Origin of the sequence: Pseudomonas sp. RW409 (assembly GCF_003184125.1) — a bacterium.
GTDB lineage: Bacteria > Pseudomonadota > Gammaproteobacteria > Pseudomonadales > Pseudomonadaceae > Aquipseudomonas > Aquipseudomonas chlororaphis_I.
Window position 1 is genome coordinate 846,641 of sequence record NZ_QHHP01000021.1, and the last position, 15,908, is coordinate 862,548.

General features: G+C 65.6%; 16 protein-coding genes. 14 read left to right on the forward strand and 2 right to left on the reverse strand.

What is annotated here, in order from left to right; all coding sequences use genetic code 11:
- Positions 1-376: 376 nt before the first annotated feature.
- Both paaX and paaY read right to left on the reverse strand, forming a co-directional pair.
- Positions 377-1,300, reverse strand: coding sequence for a phenylacetic acid degradation operon negative regulatory protein PaaX (paaX, locus tag DK261_RS12625; RefSeq protein WP_009043762.1), 924 nt, complete (start codon positions 1,298-1,300; stop codon positions 377-379).
- Positions 1,301-1,387: 87 nt separating this feature from the next.
- The gene (gene paaY, locus DK261_RS12630; RefSeq protein ID WP_009048880.1) at positions 1,388-1,984 is read right to left on the reverse strand and encodes a phenylacetic acid degradation protein PaaY; all 597 of its coding nucleotides are present in this window, start codon (positions 1,982-1,984) and stop codon (positions 1,388-1,390) included.
- Positions 1,985-2,342: 358 nt separating this feature from the next.
- On the opposite strand from paaY, the gene paaF reads away from it, so the two are divergent.
- The 14 genes from paaF (at position 2,343) to DK261_RS12700 (ending at position 15,860) form a co-directional block, all read left to right on the forward strand.
- Positions 2,343-3,116, forward strand: a complete 774-nt coding sequence (gene paaF, locus DK261_RS12635; RefSeq protein WP_101282408.1) for a 2,3-dehydroadipyl-CoA hydratase PaaF — start codon at positions 2,343-2,345, stop codon at positions 3,114-3,116.
- A 51-nt stretch (positions 3,117-3,167) separates the two neighbouring features.
- The gene (gene paaG, locus DK261_RS12640) at positions 3,168-3,959 is read left to right on the forward strand and encodes a 2-(1,2-epoxy-1,2-dihydrophenyl)acetyl-CoA isomerase PaaG (RefSeq protein ID WP_110175788.1); all 792 of its coding nucleotides are present in this window, start codon (positions 3,168-3,170) and stop codon (positions 3,957-3,959) included.
- Between the two features lie 2 nt (positions 3,960-3,961).
- Positions 3,962-5,479: a 3-hydroxyacyl-CoA dehydrogenase PaaH gene (gene paaH / locus DK261_RS12645; protein WP_110175789.1), complete on the forward strand. Its 1,518-nt coding sequence runs from the start codon at positions 3,962-3,964 to the stop codon at positions 5,477-5,479.
- On the forward strand, positions 5,472-5,921 hold the full coding sequence (gene paaI, locus DK261_RS12650; RefSeq protein WP_016704785.1) for a hydroxyphenylacetyl-CoA thioesterase PaaI: 450 nt from the start codon (positions 5,472-5,474) through the stop codon (positions 5,919-5,921). The genes paaH and paaI overlap by 8 nt, the downstream gene beginning before the upstream one ends.
- Positions 5,914-7,119 (forward strand): 3-oxoadipyl-CoA thiolase, encoded by a 1,206-nt coding sequence (gene pcaF / locus DK261_RS12655; RefSeq protein WP_110175790.1) that lies wholly within the window; start codon positions 5,914-5,916, stop codon positions 7,117-7,119. Before paaI ends, pcaF begins: the two co-directional genes overlap by 8 nt.
- Positions 7,120-7,221: 102 nt before the next feature.
- Complete coding sequence (paaK, locus tag DK261_RS12660; protein WP_110175791.1) at positions 7,222-8,544, forward strand: phenylacetate--CoA ligase PaaK; 1,323 nt, start codon at positions 7,222-7,224, stop codon at positions 8,542-8,544.
- Between the two features lie 177 nt (positions 8,545-8,721).
- Complete coding sequence (gene paaA, locus DK261_RS12665) at positions 8,722-9,711, forward strand: 1,2-phenylacetyl-CoA epoxidase subunit PaaA (RefSeq protein WP_016704782.1); 990 nt, start codon at positions 8,722-8,724, stop codon at positions 9,709-9,711.
- A 65-nt stretch (positions 9,712-9,776) separates the two neighbouring features.
- Entirely contained in the window at positions 9,777-10,058 is a 282-nt protein-coding gene (gene paaB / locus DK261_RS12670; protein ID WP_007926505.1) for a 1,2-phenylacetyl-CoA epoxidase subunit PaaB, read from the forward strand.
- Positions 10,059-10,066: 8 nt separating this feature from the next.
- On the forward strand, positions 10,067-10,828 hold the full coding sequence (gene paaC, locus DK261_RS12675) for a 1,2-phenylacetyl-CoA epoxidase subunit PaaC (protein ID WP_110175792.1): 762 nt from the start codon (positions 10,067-10,069) through the stop codon (positions 10,826-10,828).
- Positions 10,815-11,348: a 1,2-phenylacetyl-CoA epoxidase subunit PaaD gene (paaD, locus tag DK261_RS12680; RefSeq protein ID WP_110175793.1), complete on the forward strand. Its 534-nt coding sequence runs from the start codon at positions 10,815-10,817 to the stop codon at positions 11,346-11,348. Before paaC ends, paaD begins: the two co-directional genes overlap by 14 nt.
- A 24-nt stretch (positions 11,349-11,372) precedes the next feature.
- Positions 11,373-12,449 carry a 1,2-phenylacetyl-CoA epoxidase subunit PaaE gene (gene paaE / locus DK261_RS12685; RefSeq protein WP_110175794.1) on the forward strand — a complete coding sequence of 359 codons (1,077 nt, stop codon included), beginning with the start codon at positions 11,373-11,375 and terminating at the stop codon, positions 12,447-12,449.
- 172 nt (positions 12,450-12,621) lie between these two features.
- Positions 12,622-12,930, forward strand: coding sequence for a DUF485 domain-containing protein (locus DK261_RS12690; RefSeq protein ID WP_009048869.1), 309 nt, complete (start codon positions 12,622-12,624; stop codon positions 12,928-12,930).
- The gene (locus DK261_RS12695) at positions 12,927-14,573 is read left to right on the forward strand and encodes a cation acetate symporter (protein WP_028682388.1); all 1,647 of its coding nucleotides are present in this window, start codon (positions 12,927-12,929) and stop codon (positions 14,571-14,573) included. Before DK261_RS12690 ends, DK261_RS12695 begins: the two co-directional genes overlap by 4 nt.
- Positions 14,574-14,606: 33 nt before the next feature.
- Positions 14,607-15,860 carry an OprD family porin gene (locus DK261_RS12700; RefSeq protein ID WP_009048867.1) on the forward strand — a complete coding sequence of 418 codons (1,254 nt, stop codon included), beginning with the start codon at positions 14,607-14,609 and terminating at the stop codon, positions 15,858-15,860.
- The last annotated feature ends 48 nt before the right edge of the window (positions 15,861-15,908 follow it).

The following is a 15,908-nucleotide window of genomic DNA, read 5'->3' on the forward strand; positions in this document are numbered from 1 at the left end:
CGCTCCGATCGACAGCAGTTCGCCGCCGCCCCAACTCTGTATCGGGGCGCAAGTCTTTGATGGAGGGGAGAAACCGGGAACAGTTTTGTCCGGCGAGCACTACTTATCCGGGAAAGTTGACGAGATCGCGACCAGGGCTGCCGACGATCCTGAGGGTCATTTACAACAGGCAGATCATCCGGAGGTGGCTTATATCAGCGATGGCGACCGGTACGTCTGCTGCTCGTCGAATTCACGCTCGAGGGTTCGCACCACAAGTGACATGGCCGCATCTGCCGGATCGGCAAGCGGGCTGATACCAGCCTGCACGACCGTGGCGACACCCTGCGGCCAAGAACCTGGTCAGTCAGTATCCGGGGGACACTTTGCGAGCGCCTTACTTCAAACCGCCAAACCGCCGATAGAAACTTTCGCCGACGTCGGGCAACGGACCGTCGGCGTTTTCCAGCGCGTCGTTGAGCCATTCCTCGGCCTTGGCGTAGATCAGACGATAGATGTTGCGGCAGAGCTGGCGCGCCGCTCGGCCTTCCCAGTCACCAGGGAGCAGCTCGTCCGGCAGCTGCGGATCGCGCAGCAGCAGTTTGCGGTATTCGTGGATCAGCAGCAGACGCGCCAGGAAACAATCGGCCGGCTGCAGTTGCTCCTGCTCGCGCAGCGCTTGCCACAGCGGCCGGAACAGCTGGATGAACTCGCTGTAATGAGCCGCCAATTCGTCGATGTTCCAGCTTTCGCGCACCTGCAGGCGCAGCGCCTTGGAGGCCAGCACGTCCTGGGCGGTGGTCTCGAACACAATGGTGTCTTCCTGGGCGCCGAGGTCCACCAGGGTCGCGTTGATATCCGCCCGATCGCTGCGCGGACAGGCCAGCAGCACCGGCGAAATCGCGCCAAAACCTTGCCACTCCAGCTCTTCGCGCACCTGCTTGCGCTTGTCCTGGCCGAGCTGCGACAGCATCACCAGACACCAGGAACCGTCCCAGGCCGGCACGCTGGCGTTGTAGACCCGCTTGAAGGCCTTGTCGAAACGCCGGCGGCCGGTACCGGTCAGGCTGTAATAGCTGCGGCGCCCGACTTTCTCGGCGGTCAGCCAGCCTTCCTTGGTCAGGCGGAAGATCGAGGTGCGGATCAGTCGCTCGTTGATGCCGATGGGCTCGAGCAACTGGATCAGGCTGCCCAGCCATACCGTACCGCCGTGGGGTTCGATGGCATCGCCGTACAGGGTAATGATCAGGGAACTGGCGCGAATCGGCGTCTGCTCCTGGAAACGGGTCACAAGGTGATTCAAAGGTGCTAGGGACGACATGGGCGTACCGGACAAAAAGGAAGAAATATACCGGGTTTCACCGGCTTGGAGTGGCCTGGAGCGCACGACCCACTGTGCCCTGGTTGTTCACTGGGCGGTATTTTTCGGGCGCAGGCCGCTGTCGGTGATACGCGGGCGATTGGCTTCGGGCTCCGCGAGCGGCTCACAGACCTGCATCTGCTCCAGGCAGCGCCTGGCCAGCTGTTGGTATTCACGGGTGCCGGCCTGCTTCCAGTGCAGCTCTTCGTCGCTGAGGCGGCGTTTGACACTGGCCGGGGCGCCCATGACCAGCGACTGCTCCGCACACTCGAAGCCGGCCTTGACGAAGGCCGCCGCGGACACGAAGCAGCGTGGCGCGATCCGGGCGTTGTCCATCACCACAGCATTCATCCCCACCAGCGCATCGGCGCCGATCCGGCAGCCGTGCAGCACCGCGCCGTGGCCGATATGGCCGTTGCGCTCGACCACCGTGTCGCTGTCGGGAAAGCCGTGCATCACACAGGTGTCCTGCAGGTTGGCCCCCTCCTCCAGCACGATCCGCCCGAAATCGCCGCGCAGGCTGGCCAGCGGGCCGATGTAGCAATGGGCACCGACTATCACGTCGCCGATCAACACGGCGGACGGATGCACATAAGCACTGGGATGGACCACCGGGGTCAGGCCGTCGAGGCTGTAGCAGGTCATGAGGTACTCCTTGGCTAGGCGGCAAGTCGACATAGCGCGCAAAGCGATGCCGATCAGGATTTATTTTGTATCACATCAAGCTTAAACGAAAAAGCGGAAAAACAGTATCGCGTCTCTACTCAGCGAAGGCCGCCAGACAAAGGCCACAAACCCCAATAAAACCTGGAAAATCACGACTTGATCGCCCCTCTCCGTCCTGGCGCAACAGACTCAAATCCTCAACATAAAGACACACTAATCATATTTTTACATTGCATTTATGTATCGCATTGGCGATATACTCGGCGAAAACCGGCTCCCCTGCCGATCCAATAATGACCCGGCCCTGCGCCGAGCGTGCACCGTGAGGGCATCCGCCATGCCTCAAACCCTTGCTGTCGAAAACCTCGATGGCGGCGTTCGACTGATTACCCTGCAACGCCCCGCCGCCCTGAATGCCCTGACCACCGAATTGCTCGGCGAACTGGCAGCCGCCCTGGACGCCGCCCAGGCCGACAGCGAGACCCGGGTCGTGGTGCTGACCGGCAGCCGCAAGGCATTCGCCGCCGGCGCCGACATCAATGAAATGGCCGAGCGCGACCTCACCGGCATCCTCAACGACCCGCGCCAGGCTTCCTGGCAGCAGATCACCGGCTTCAGCAAACCGCTGATCGCCGCGGTCAACGGCTTTGCCCTCGGCGGCGGCTGCGAGCTGGCCATGCACGCCGACATCCTGATCGCCGGCGAGGACGCGCGCTTCGGCCAGCCGGAAATCAACCTCGGAATCATGCCCGGTGCCGGCGGCACCCAGCGCCTGCTGCGAGCGGTCGGCAAATCCCTGGCCATGCAGATGGTCCTCGGCGGCGAGTCGATCGATGCCCACCATGCCTTGCGCGCCGGCCTGGTCAGCGAGGTCACCCAACCGGAACTCACGGTCGAACGTGCCCTGCAGCTGGCGCGGCTGATCGCCAGCAAGGCGCCGCTGGCCCTGCGCCTGGCCAAGGAGGCACTGCTCAAGGCGCTGGACACCGACCTCGCCAGCGGCCTGCGCTTCGAGCGCCACGCCTTCACGGTGCTGGCCGGCACCCGCGACCGCGAAGAAGGCATCCGCGCCTTCCAGGAAAAACGCCGGCCCAGCTTCACCGGCTACTAGGCCGCCGCAGCGGCCAACGACTCCCACGACCCGTCAGAGAGCGCCAGAACCATGAACTTCGAACACATCCTGTTTTCCGTCGAGGCAGGCGTCGCCCTCCTCAGCCTGAACCGCCCCGAGCAGCTCAACAGCTTCAATGCGCAGATGCATGGCGAGGTCCGCGAAGCGCTCAAGCAGGTGCGCACCAATCCCGAGGCCCGGGTGCTGCTGTTGACCGGCGAAGGCCGTGGCTTCTGTGCCGGCCAGGACCTGAGCGACCGCAACGTCGCCCCCGGCGCGGAGGTGCCGGACCTGGGCGAGTCCATCGAACGTTTCTACAACCCGCTGATCCGCCAGTTGCGCGACCTGCCGCTGCCGGTGATCTGCGCGGTGAACGGCGTGGCCGCCGGGGCCGGGGCCAACATTCCCCTAGCCTGCGACCTGGTGCTGGCCGGTCGTTCGGCGAGCTTTATCCAGGCGTTCTGCAAGATCGGCCTGATCCCCGACTCCGGCGGAACCTGGACCCTGCCGCGCCTGGTCGGCATGGCGCGGGCCAAGGCCCTGGCCCTGCTGGGCAATCGCCTGACGGCCGAACAGGCCGAGCAATGGGGCCTGATCTATCGCTGCGTCGAAGATGCCGAGTTGCGTGACGAAGCCCTCAAGCTTGCGCGCCACCTGGCCACCCAGCCGACCTACGGCCTGGCGCTGATCAAGCGCAGCCTCAACGCCAGCCTGAACAACAGCTTCGACGAACAGCTGGAACTGGAAAAGGACCTGCAACGCCTGGCCGGGCGCAGCGAGGATTACCGCGAAGGCGTGAGTGCCTTCATGGACAAACGCACACCGACCTTCAAGGGGCGCTGAACATGAGCGCACTGACACTCCAGGCCCGTGTCGCGGTGATCGGCGCCGGCGCGATGGGCGCCGGCATCGCCCAGGTCGCGGCCCAGGCCGGCCACCCGGTCTGGCTGCTGGACAACCGCCCGGGCGCCGCGGCGCAAGCCATCGCCGGCATCGACCGGCAACTCGCCCGGCGCGTGGCCAACGGCAAGCTCGACGCCCAGGCGCACAGGGCAACCATGGCCCGGTTGCAGGCGGCCGAATCCATCGAGCAACTGGCCGACAGCGAGCTGATCGTCGAAGCCATCGCCGAGAACCTCGAGGCCAAGCGTGAGCTGTTTCGCCAGTTGGAAAGCCTGTGTCGCGACAGCTGCATCCTCGCCAGCAACACCTCATCGCTGTCGATCACCCGCATCGCCGCCGGCCTGAAACGCCCCGAACGCCTGCTGGGCCTGCACTTTTTCAACCCGGCGCCGATCATGCCGCTGGTCGAGGTCGTCTCGGGGCTGGCCAGCGACCGGCAACTGGCGCAGCGCCTGTACGACACCGCAATAAACTGGGGCAAGAAGCCGGTGCACACCCGATCCACGCCGGGTTTTATCGTCAATCGCGTGGCCCGACCGTTCTACGCCGAAAGCCTGCGCCTGTTGCAGGAAGGCGCCGGCGACTGCGCCACCCTCGACGCCCTGCTGCGCGAAGCCGGTGGTTTTGCCATGGGTGCCTTCGAGCTGACGGACCTGATCGGCCATGACGTCAACTACGCAGTGACCCGCTCGGTCTTCGAGGCCTATTACGGCGACATGCGCTTTCAGCCGTCACTGATCCAGCAGGAACTGGTGGATGCCGGGCATTTCGGCCGCAAGAGTGGCCAGGGCTTCTATTCCTATGCCGAGGGTGCAGAGCGCCCGGTTCCTGTCGAGCTGCACAGCGATCAGCCCATCGAGCACTGTGTGGTCGAGGGCGACCTGGGGGCCGCCCAAGGCTTGCTGCAACGCCTGCGCGAGTCCGGCGTGCGCCTGGTCGAGCGCGACGGCCCTGGCCTGTTGCGGGTCGGCGACGCGGTACTGGCGGTCAGCGACGGGCGCCTGGCCAGCCAGCGCGCCCGCGACCACGGCTTGAGCAACCTGATCCTGCTGGACCTGGCCCATGACTATGCCAGCGCCGGTCACCTGGCCATCAGCTGCTGCGCCGGCACCAGCCCACTGGCCCGCGACCAGGCGGTGGCACTGTTGCAACGCGCCGGGTTCAAGGTCAGCCAGCTCAGCGACAGCCCGGGGCTGCTGGTCCTGCGCACCGTGGCGATGCTCGCCAACGAGGCCGCCGACGCCTTGCTGCAAGGCGTGGCCTCGGCGGTGGACATCGACCTGGCGATGCGCGCCGGGGTCAATTATCCCGAAGGCCCCCTGGCCTGGGCCGACCGCCTGGGCCTGCCATGGGTGCTCGAGGTCCTGCAAAACCTGCAGGCCGCCTACGGCGAGGAACGTTATCGACCGTCCCTGCTGTTGCGCCGCCGGGTTGCCGAAGGGAGGACACTGCATGCTTGATCACCCTGCCATGAGCCTGGCCAGCGCGTGCGCCCAGAGCCTGTTCAAACGCGACAACGCCAGCCAGGCGCTGGGCATGCGCCTGCTGTCGGTGGCGCCCGGCGCCGCCCGGCTGGGCATGAGCGTGCGCGAAGACATGCTGCAAGGCCACGGCACCTGCCACGGCGGCTTGCTGTTCACCCTGGCGGACTCGGCCTTCGCCCTGGCCTGCAATACCTACGACGAAGCCACGGTGGCCATCGGCTGCAGCATCGACTACATCGCCCCGGCCCGCCTCGGCGACACCCTGACCGCCGATTGTATCGAGCAAAGCCGTAGCGGCCGGACCGGCAACTACGACGTGCGGATCGAAAACCAGCATGGCGTGCTGATCGCCCTGTTCCACGGCAAATCCTACAAAGTGCGCGGCCCGGTGCTGGCGCAGGAGACCCCCAATGAATGACGCCCTGATCATCGATGCAGTCCGCACCCCCATCGGCCGTTACGGCGGCGCCCTGAGCAGCGTGCGCGCCGACGACCTGGGCGCCGTGCCGTTGCGCGCCCTGATGCAGCGTAATCCCGGAGTCGACTGGAGCCGGGTCGACGAAGTGATCTACGGCTGCGCCAACCAGGCCGGCGAAGACAACCGCAACGTGGCGCGCATGTCGGCGCTGCTCGCCGGGTTGCCGGTGGAGGTCCCCGGTACCACCCTCAACCGCTTGTGCGGCTCCGGCCTGGACGCCATCGGCACCGCCGCCCGCGCCCTGCGTTGTGGCGAGGCCCGGCTGGTGCTGGCCGGCGGCGTCGAATCGATGTCCCGCGCGCCGCTGGTGATGGGCAAGGCGCAGACCGCGTTTTCGCGCCAGGCCGAGCTGTTCGACACCACCATCGGCTGGCGCTTCGTCAATCCGCTGATGGAACAAGGCTTCGGCATCGACTCGATGCCGGAAACCGCGGAAAACGTCGCCGCGCAGTTCGGCATTTCCCGCGCCGACCAGGACACCTTCGCCCTGCGCAGCCAGCAGCGGGCCGCGGCGGCGCAAGCCAGCGGACGCTTGGCCAGGGAAATAGTCGCGGTGTCCATTCCCCAGCGCAAAGGCCCGCCGACCCTGGTCGAGCAGGACGAACACCCAAGGGGCGACACCACCCTCGAACAGCTGCAGAAGCTCGGCACGCCATTCCGCCAGGGCGGCAGCGTCACCGCGGGCAACGCCTCGGGGGTCAACGACGGCGCCTGCGCCCTGTTGCTGGCCAACGCGATAACCGCGCAACGCTACGGCCTCAAGGCGCGTGGTCGGGTGGTCGCCATGGCCACCGCCGGGGTCGAGCCACGGATCATGGGCATCGGCCCGGTGCCAGCCACGCGCAAGGTGCTGGAGCTGGCCCGGCTGAGCCTGGCGGACATGGACGTGATCGAACTCAACGAAGCGTTCGCCGCCCAGGGCCTGGCGGTGCTGCGCGAGCTGGGCCTGGCGGACGACGACGAGCGGGTCAACCCCAACGGCGGCGCCATCGCCCTGGGCCACCCCCTGGGCATGAGCGGCGCGCGCCTGGTGACCACCGCGCTGCACGAACTGGAACAACGCCAGGGTCGCTACGCCTTGTGCACCATGTGCATCGGTGTGGGCCAGGGCATCGCCCTGATCGTCGGACGAGTTTAAGACCAGATACACCCGCGCCCGGAGCCCCCGAGGGTATCCTGGGCGCAGGCACTCAGGAGCCGCCCACCGGCGGCTCGACACAACAATAATTCGAGTGAAGCCATGAACATGCCAATTGCCAAAGCCGTGCTTGACCCCCTGCTGGACCCGCTGGAAACCGCCAGCGTCGACCAGTTGCGCCAGCATCAGCTGGAACGCCTGCGCTGGAGCCTGAACCACGCCTACCGGAACGTGCCGCTGTACCGTCAGCGCTTCGACGCGCTGGGCGTGCACCCCGACGATGTGCGCAGCCTGGAGGACCTGGCGAAGTTCCCGTTCACCAGCAAGTCCGACCTGCGCGACAACTACCCCTACGGCATGTTCGCCGTGCCGATCCAGGACGTGGTGAGGCTGCACGCCTCCAGCGGCACCACCGGCAAGCCGACGGTGGTCGGCTACACCCAGAACGACATCGACACCTGGGCCAGGGTGGTCGCGCGTTCGATTCGCGCCGCCGGCGGCCGGCGTGGCGACAAGGTCCATGTGTCCTACGGCTACGGCCTGTTCACCGGCGGTCTGGGGGCGCACTACGGCGCCGAGCGCCTGGGCTGTACGGTGATCCCGATGTCCGGTGGCCAGACCGAAAAACAGGTGCAACTGATCAAGGACTTCCAGCCGGACATCATCATGGTCACGCCCTCCTACATGCTCAACATCGCCGACGAGATCGAGCGCCAAGGCATCGATCCGCAAAAGCTCGCCCTGCGCCTGGGGATCTTCGGCGCCGAACCCTGGACCGCCGAACTGCGCAGCGCCATCGAGCAGCGCCTGGGCATCACCGCGCTGGATATCTACGGGCTCTCGGAAATCATGGGCCCCGGCGTGGCCATGGAATGCGCCGAGACCAAGGACGGGCCGACCATCTGGGAGGACCACTTCTACCCCGAGATCATCGACCCGGTGACCGGCCAGGTGTTGCCGGATGGCCAGATGGGCGAGCTGGTGTTCACCTCGCTGAGCAAGGAAGCCCTGCCGATGATCCGCTACCGCACCCGCGACCTGACCCGCCTGCTGCCCGGTACGGCGCGGCCCATGCGGCGTATCGACAAGATCACCGGGCGCAGCGACGACATGCTGATCATTCGCGGGGTCAACGTGTTCCCCACGCAGATCGAGGAGCAGGTGCTCAAGGTCCGGCAACTCTGCGAATGCTACGAGATCCACCTGTACCGCAACGGCAACCTCGACAGCGTCGAGGTGCATGTGGAGCTCAAGAACGAGCATCAACAGCTGGGCGACGAGCAGCAGAAAGCCATCTGTAACGAATTGAGCCGGCACATCAAGACCTACATCGGCATCAGCTCGCGTATCGTTTTGCGCCCGGCCTTTTCCCTCAAGCGCTCCGAGGGCAAGGCCAGCCACGTGGTGGACAATCGGCGGAAATAGGCCTTTCCAAGCTTAAAGCCCCGCTTCGGCGGGGCTTTTTTTGCCCGAGGGAAAACCTTTGCCGGGCAAAGCGATACAAAAACATATACGACACGTTATTTTGTGTTTGATATTTATTTTTGTATCACATATAAAGTTCTCCATGCCCAGGCAATCCTTCACGGCAGGAGACGCACCATGTACGCACAGCTGGTAGAGACCGGAGTCAAAAGCATCAAGCCCCGTTCGGAGATGTCCGAACAGGAACGTGCCTTCCAGGAAAAAATCGATTCGGAAATCAAGATCGAAGCCAAGAACTGGATGCCGGATGCCTATCGGCAAACCCTGATCCGGCAGATTTCCCAACACGCCCATTCGGAAATCGTCGGCATGCTGCCCGAAGGCAACTGGGTGACCCGCGCCCCGACCCTCAAACGCAAGCTGCAACTGATGGCCAAGATCCAGGACGAAGCCGGCCACGGCCTGTACCTGTACAGCGCGATGGAAACCCTGGGCGCCGACCGCGACGAGGAAATCGCCAAACTGCACAGCGGCCGCGCCAAGTATTCGAGCATCTTCAACTACCCGACGCTGAACTGGGCCGACATGGGCGCGGTGGGCTGGCTGGTGGACGGCGCGGCGATCGTCAACCAGGTGGTGCTGCAGCGCACCTCCTACGGCCCCTACTCCCGGGCCATGGTGCGCATCTGCAAGGAAGAGAGCTTCCACCAGCGCCAGGGCTACGAAATCCTCCTGACCCTGATGCGCGAGGGCAACCAGGCGCAGAAGGACATGGTCCAGGACGCCATCAACCGCCTGTGGTGGCCGGCGCTGATGATGTTCGGCCCCAGCGACGAACACTCGCCCAACAGCGCGCAGTCCATGGCCTGGAAGATCAAGCGCCAGAGCAACGACGAACTGCGCCAGCGCTTCATCGACCAGACCATCCCGCAGCTGGAACTGCTCGGCTGCACCTGCCCGGACCCGGACTTGAAGTGGAACGCCGAACGCGGCCACTACGACTTCGGCGAGATCCAGTGGGACGAATTCTACGAAGTGCTCAAGGGCAACGGCCCGTGCAACCAGGAACGCGTCGCCACCCGGCGCAAGGCCATCGAGGATGGCGCCTGGGTCCGCGAAGCCGCGGTCGCCCATGCCCGCAAGAAAGCCAATAAAAACGCCGCGTGAACCCTGGCCACGGCAACCCGCGGCCAGGGCTACAGCGCTTCAGCCCCTGATGTGGAGTCACCCTTATGTCTGAATGGACCCTCTTCGAAGTCTTCGTGCGCAGCAAGCACGGGCTCAACCACAAGCACGTCGGCAGCGTGCACGCCGCCGACAGCGCCATGGCCATCGAGAACGCCCGCGAGCTCTACACCCGCCGCAGCGAAGGCGTGAGCCTGTGGGTGGTGCCCTCGGCGCTGATCGTCGCCTCGTCCCCGGATGAAAAGGACCCGCTGTTCGACCCGGCGGACGACAAGGTCTATCGCCACGCCAGCTTCTACGAGCTGCCGGCCGAAGTCGGGCACATGTGAGGTCGACCATGAACACGCAAAACGAATTGATCCAGTACCTGCTGCGCCTGGGCGACAGCGCCCTGGTCCAGGGCCAGCGCCTGTGCCAGTGGTGCGGCCGCGCGCCGGCCCTGGAAGAAGAACTGGCGCTGATGAACGTCGGCCTCGACCTGGTGGGCCAGGCCCGCAACTGGCTGGACTACGCCGCCGAACTGCTGGACGACGGCCGCGACGCCGACCACCTGGCGTTCCGCCGCGACGAGCGCGCCTACCGCAACCTGCTGCTGGTGGAGCAGCCCAACGGCGATTTCGCCGTGACCCTGCTCAAGCAGTTTCTCTACGACGCCTGGCACCTGGAAGTGCTCAAGGGCCTGGCCCGGTCCAGCGACGAGCGCATCGCCGGGATCGCCGCCAAGGCGGTGAAGGAAGTCACCTATCACCTGCGCCGCTCCAGCGAATGGGTCGAGCGCCTGGGCGACGGCACCGAGCACAGCCACCAGCGCATGCTGGAGGCGATTCCCCTGCTCTGGCGCTTCACTGTCGAACTGATCAGCGGCGACGACAGCGAAAACCACCTGCACGGCGCCGGCCTCATCGCCGCCCCCGCGCAGGTCGCCAGCGCCTGGCAGGCCACGGTGACGCGGATCTTCGCCAGCGCCACCCTGCCCCTGCCACCGGCCCCCAGCCATTTCTACCTGGACGCCCGCCGCGGCCTGCACAGCGAACACCTGGGCATTCTGCTGGCGGAAATGCAGGCGCTGCCACGAGCCTACCCCGATGCGACCTGGTGAGCTGATTTCCAGCGACCGCGGCGCCCGCGCCCAGCAACCGGGCGACCTGGAAGCCGCCTGGAACATCCTCGGCGCGGTCATGGACCCGGAGGTGCCGGTGGTCAGCGTAGTGGAGCTGGGCATCGTCCGCGACCTCGGCTGGCACGACGGCCACCTGCAGGTGGTGGTCACCCCGACCTATTCCGGCTGCCCGGCCACCGAGGTGATCGAGGGCGATATCCGCGCCGCCCTGGAACTCGCCGGGTTTTCCGCGCCCCGCCTGCAACGCCGGCTGACCCCGGCCTGGAGCACCGACTGGATCACCGCCAGCGGCCGCGAACGGCTGCGGGCCTACGGCATCGCCCCGCCTGTGGCCAGTAGCAGCAAGCGCAGCCTGCTGGGCGAAAGCGCTGCCATCTGCTGTCCGCAATGTGGCAGTAGCCACACCGAACAGCTCAGCGAGTTCGGCTCGACCGCCTGCAAGGCGCTGTATCGCTGCCGGGACTGCCTGGAGCCGTTCGACTATTTCAAGTGCATCTGACGCCGTGTCAGTGGGAGAACAACCATGAGCAAATTCCACAGCCTGACCATCAAGGATGTGCGCAGCGAAACCCGCGACGCGGTGTCCATCGCCTTCGAGATTCCGCAGCACCTGCAGGACAGCTTTCATTTCACCCAGGGCCAGCACCTGGTGATGCGCACCCAGCTGGAGGGCGAGGAAGTGCGCCGTTCCTATTCGATCTGCGCCGGGGTCAACGACGGCGAGCTGCGCATTGCCGTGAAGCGCGTGGCCGGCGGGCGCTTTTCGGCGTTCGCCAATGACCGGCTCAAGCCCGGGCATTGCCTGGATGTGATGCCGCCGGCCGGGCACTTCCATGTCCAGCTCGACCCCGAGCGCCATGGCCAGTACCTGGCGGTGGCGGCCGGCAGCGGCATCACGCCGATCCTGTCGATCATCAAGAGCACCCTGGAAACCGAGCCCCACAGCCGCATCACCCTGCTGTACGGCAACCGCGCAAGCTCCGCCGCCCTGTTTCGCGAACAGCTGGAAGACCTGAAGAACCGCTACCTGCAACGCCTGAACCTGATCTTCGTGTTCAGCCGCGAACAGCAGGACGTCGACCTCTACAACGGCCGGATCGACGCCGACAAATGTGCCCGGCTGTTTTCCCGCTGGCTCGACGTCAAGGCCCTGGACGCCGCCTTCATCTGCGGCCCGCAGGCGATGACCGAAACCGTGCGCGACAGCCTGAAAGCCCACGGCATGGCCGCCGAGCGCATTCACTTCGAGCTGTTCGCCGCCGCTGGCAGCCCGCACAAGCGCGAGGAGCGCGAGGCGGCCCGACAGCTCGATGCGGCGGTCAGCCAGATCACCGTGATCAACGACGGTCGCGCCCTGGCCTTCGACCTGCCGCGCAACAGCCAGAGCATCCTCGATGCCGGCAATGCCCAGGGCGCCGAGCTGCCCTATTCGTGCCGCGCCGGGGTGTGCTCCACCTGCAAGTGCAAGGTGATCGAAGGCGAAGTGGAAATGGACAGCAACCACGCCCTCGAGGACTACGAAGTGGCGGCCGGGTACGTACTGTCGTGCCAGTCGTTCCCGGTCAGCGACAAGGTGGTGCTGGACTTCGACCAGCTCTGACCTGTGGCCGCTGCCGGAGGCTGCGATCGACTTGGGCGCCACTCCGACGAAGCGGGCGCACGGTCTTGAGATCGCTGGAGGCCTTCGGCCTTATCGCAGCCTGCGGCAGCGGCTACAGAAAAAATTCACCGCGTTTCAACCAAAACAAAAACAACATCAAGAGAGCGCTCCCATGACCCCGCAAGACATCGAACAGATCCGCCAGCACCCCGACTTCGTCCAGCTGGTGCGGCGCAAACAGAACCTCTACTGGTCCCTGACCCTGGCCATGCTGGTGATCTACTACGGCTTCGTGCTGCTGGTGGCGTTTTCCCCCAGCACCCTGGGGCGCTCGCTGAGTGGCGGGGTGACCACGGTCGGCATGCTGGTGGGCGTGGCGATCGTGCTGCTGGCCTTCGCCCTCACCGGCTTTTACGTCTATCGCGCCAATAACGTGATCGACCCGCTGAACGAAAAGCTCAAGCAGGAGTGCGCCCAATGAAGCCCTTGCTGGCGTTGTTCGCCCTGCCGTGCGTGTTCGCCACCGACCTGGCACTGGCCGCCGAAGGCAGCGCGCGCCCCTTGAACTGGAACGCCATCGGCATGTTCCTGGTGTTTGTCCTGTTCACCCTCGGCGTCACCCGCTGGGCCGCCCTGCGTACCCGCTCGGCCAGTGATTTCTATACCGCCGGCGGCGGCATGAGCGGCTTGCAGAACGGCCTGGCGATCGCCGGCGACATGATCTCCGCGGCGTCCTTCCTGGGCATCTCGGCGATGATGTTCCTCAACGGCTACGACGGATTGCTGTACGCCCTGGGCGTGCTCGCCGGCTGGCCGATCATCCTGTTCCTGATCGCCGAACGCCTGCGCAACCTGGGCAAGTACACCTTCGCCGACGTGGTGTCCTACCGCCTGGAACAGACCCCGGTGCGCCTGACCTCGGCCTTCGGCACCCTGACCGTGGCCCTGATGTACCTGGTGGCGCAGATGGTCGGCGCCGGCAAGCTGATCGAGTTGCTGTTCGGCATCAGCTACCTCTATGCGGTGATGCTGGTCGGCGTGCTGATGGTGTTCTACGTGACCTTCGGCGGCATGCTCGCCACCACCTGGGTGCAGATCATCAAGGCGGTGATGCTGCTGTTCGGCACCAGCTTCATGGCGTTCATGGTGCTCCGGCATTTCGGCTTCAGCACCGAGGCGATGTTCGCCGGGGCCAGCGCCGTGCACGCCAAGGGCAGCGCGATCATGGCCCCCGGCGGGCTGCTGTCGAACCCCATCGATGCCATTTCCCTGGGCCTGGGCATGATGTTCGGCACCGCTGGCCTGCCGCATATCCTGATGCGCTTCTTTACCGTCAGCGACGCCAAGGAAGCGCGCAAGAGCGTGTTCTACGCCACCGGCTTCATCGGCTACTTCTACCTGCTGCTGATCGTGGTCGGCTTCGGCGCGATCGTCATGGTCGGCACCGACCCGGCGTTCCGCGACGCCAACGGCGCGATCATCGGCGGCGGCAACATGATCGCCGTGCACCTGGCCCAGGCGGTGGGCGGCAACCTGTTCCTCGGCTTCATCTCGGCGGTGGCCTTCGCCACCATCCTCGCGGTAGTCGCCGGCCTGGCGCTGTCCGGCGCCTCGGCGGTGTCCCACGACCTGTATGCCTGCGTGCTGCGCAAGGGCCAGGCCAGCGAGCAGCAGGAAATGCGCGTGTCGCGCATCGCCACCCTGTGCATCGGCGTGCTGGCGATCGTCCTCGGCCTGCTGTTCGAGTCGCAGAACATCGCCTTCCTGTCCGGGCTGGTGCTGGCCATCGCCGCCTCGGTGAATTTCCCGGTGCTGTTCCTTTCGATGTTCTGGAAAGGCCTGACCACCCGCGGCGCCGTGACCGGCAGCCTGGCCGGGCTGGTGTCGGCGATCGTGCTGCTGGTGCTGAGCCCGGCGGTCTGGGTCAACGTGCTGCATCACGAACGGGCGCTGTTCCCCTACTCCAACCCGGCACTGTTCTCCATGAGCCTGGCGTTCTTCAGCGCCTGGCTGTTCTCGGTGACCGACACCTCGGCGCGGGCCGAGCTGGAGCGTGGTCGCTACCTCGCGCAGTTCATCCGCTCGATGACCGGCATCGGCGCCTCCGGCGCCAGCAAACACTGAACCCGTTCCGATCGATGACAGGGAATAACAACAATGAACCCCGTTTCCATCGCCTCACCGAAACACCTGCTGCCGGCCATGGCCTCGCTGGGCCTGGGCCTGTTCACCTGCAGCGTACAAGCCGACTTCATCAGTGACAGCAAGGCACGGATCGAAATGCGCAACCACTACATCAACCGTGACTTCCGCCAGGCCAACGCCGCGCAGTCCAAGGCCGAGGAATGGGCCCAGGGCTTCACCGCGCGGATCGAGTCCGGCTACACCGAGGGCACCCTGGGTTTCGGCCTGGATGCCCTTGGCGAGCTCGGGCTCAAGCTCGACTCCAGCCCGGATCGCCGTGGCACCGGCCTGCTGCCGTTCGGCCCCAACAGCCACGAACCGGCGGACGAGTTCAGCGAACTGGGCCTGACCGGCAAGCTGCGCCTGTCGAAAAGCGTATTGAAGATCGGCACCCTGCAACCGCTGCTGCCCGTGGCGACTTACAACGACACCCGCCTGCTCGGCTCGACCTTCCAGGGCGGCCTGCTGACCAGCCAGGAAATCAGCGGCCTGACGGTGAATGCCGGGCGCCTGACCGAAGCCAACCTGCGCGATTCCTCGAGCAACGACGACATCGGTTATGGCGCCGCCCGCAGCGATCATTTCGACTTCGCCGGCGCCAGCTACGCCTTCAGCCCGCAACTGAGCCTCAGCTATTACTACGGCAAGCTCGAACAGATCTATCGCCAGCACTACCTCGGCCTGCTGCATACCCAGCCCCTGGGCGGCGGCTTCAGCCTGCGCAGCGACCTGCGCTACTTCGACAGCCGTGGCGACGGCGCCGAGCGTGCCGGGCGGATCGACAACCGCAACTTCAACAGCATGTTCAGCCTGATCAAGGGCCCGCACAAAATCAGCGCCACCTGGCAGCAACTGTCCGGCGACAGCGCCTTCCCGTTCCTCAACGGTGGCGATCCCTACGTGGTCAACCTGGTGACCTACAACACCTACACCCGCGCCGAGGAAGACTCCTGGCAGCTGCGCTACGACTACGACTTCGCGGCCATGGGCCTGCCCGGCCTGACCTTCATGACCCGCTACACCGACGGCCGCCACGTCAAGGCGGGCACTGTCGACAACGGCCGCGAGACCGAGCGCGACACCGACATCACCTACGTGATCCAGAGCGGACCGCTGAAGGACCTGAGCCTCCGCTGGCGCAACGTGACCTTTCGTTCGGGCAACGGCCTGGCCACCGACCTCGACGAGAACCGCCTGATCCTCGGCTACACCCTGGCTCTTTGGTAAACCCCGCCGGCGCGGTCGTTGGCCGCGCCGGCCTCATTCATCATCCGG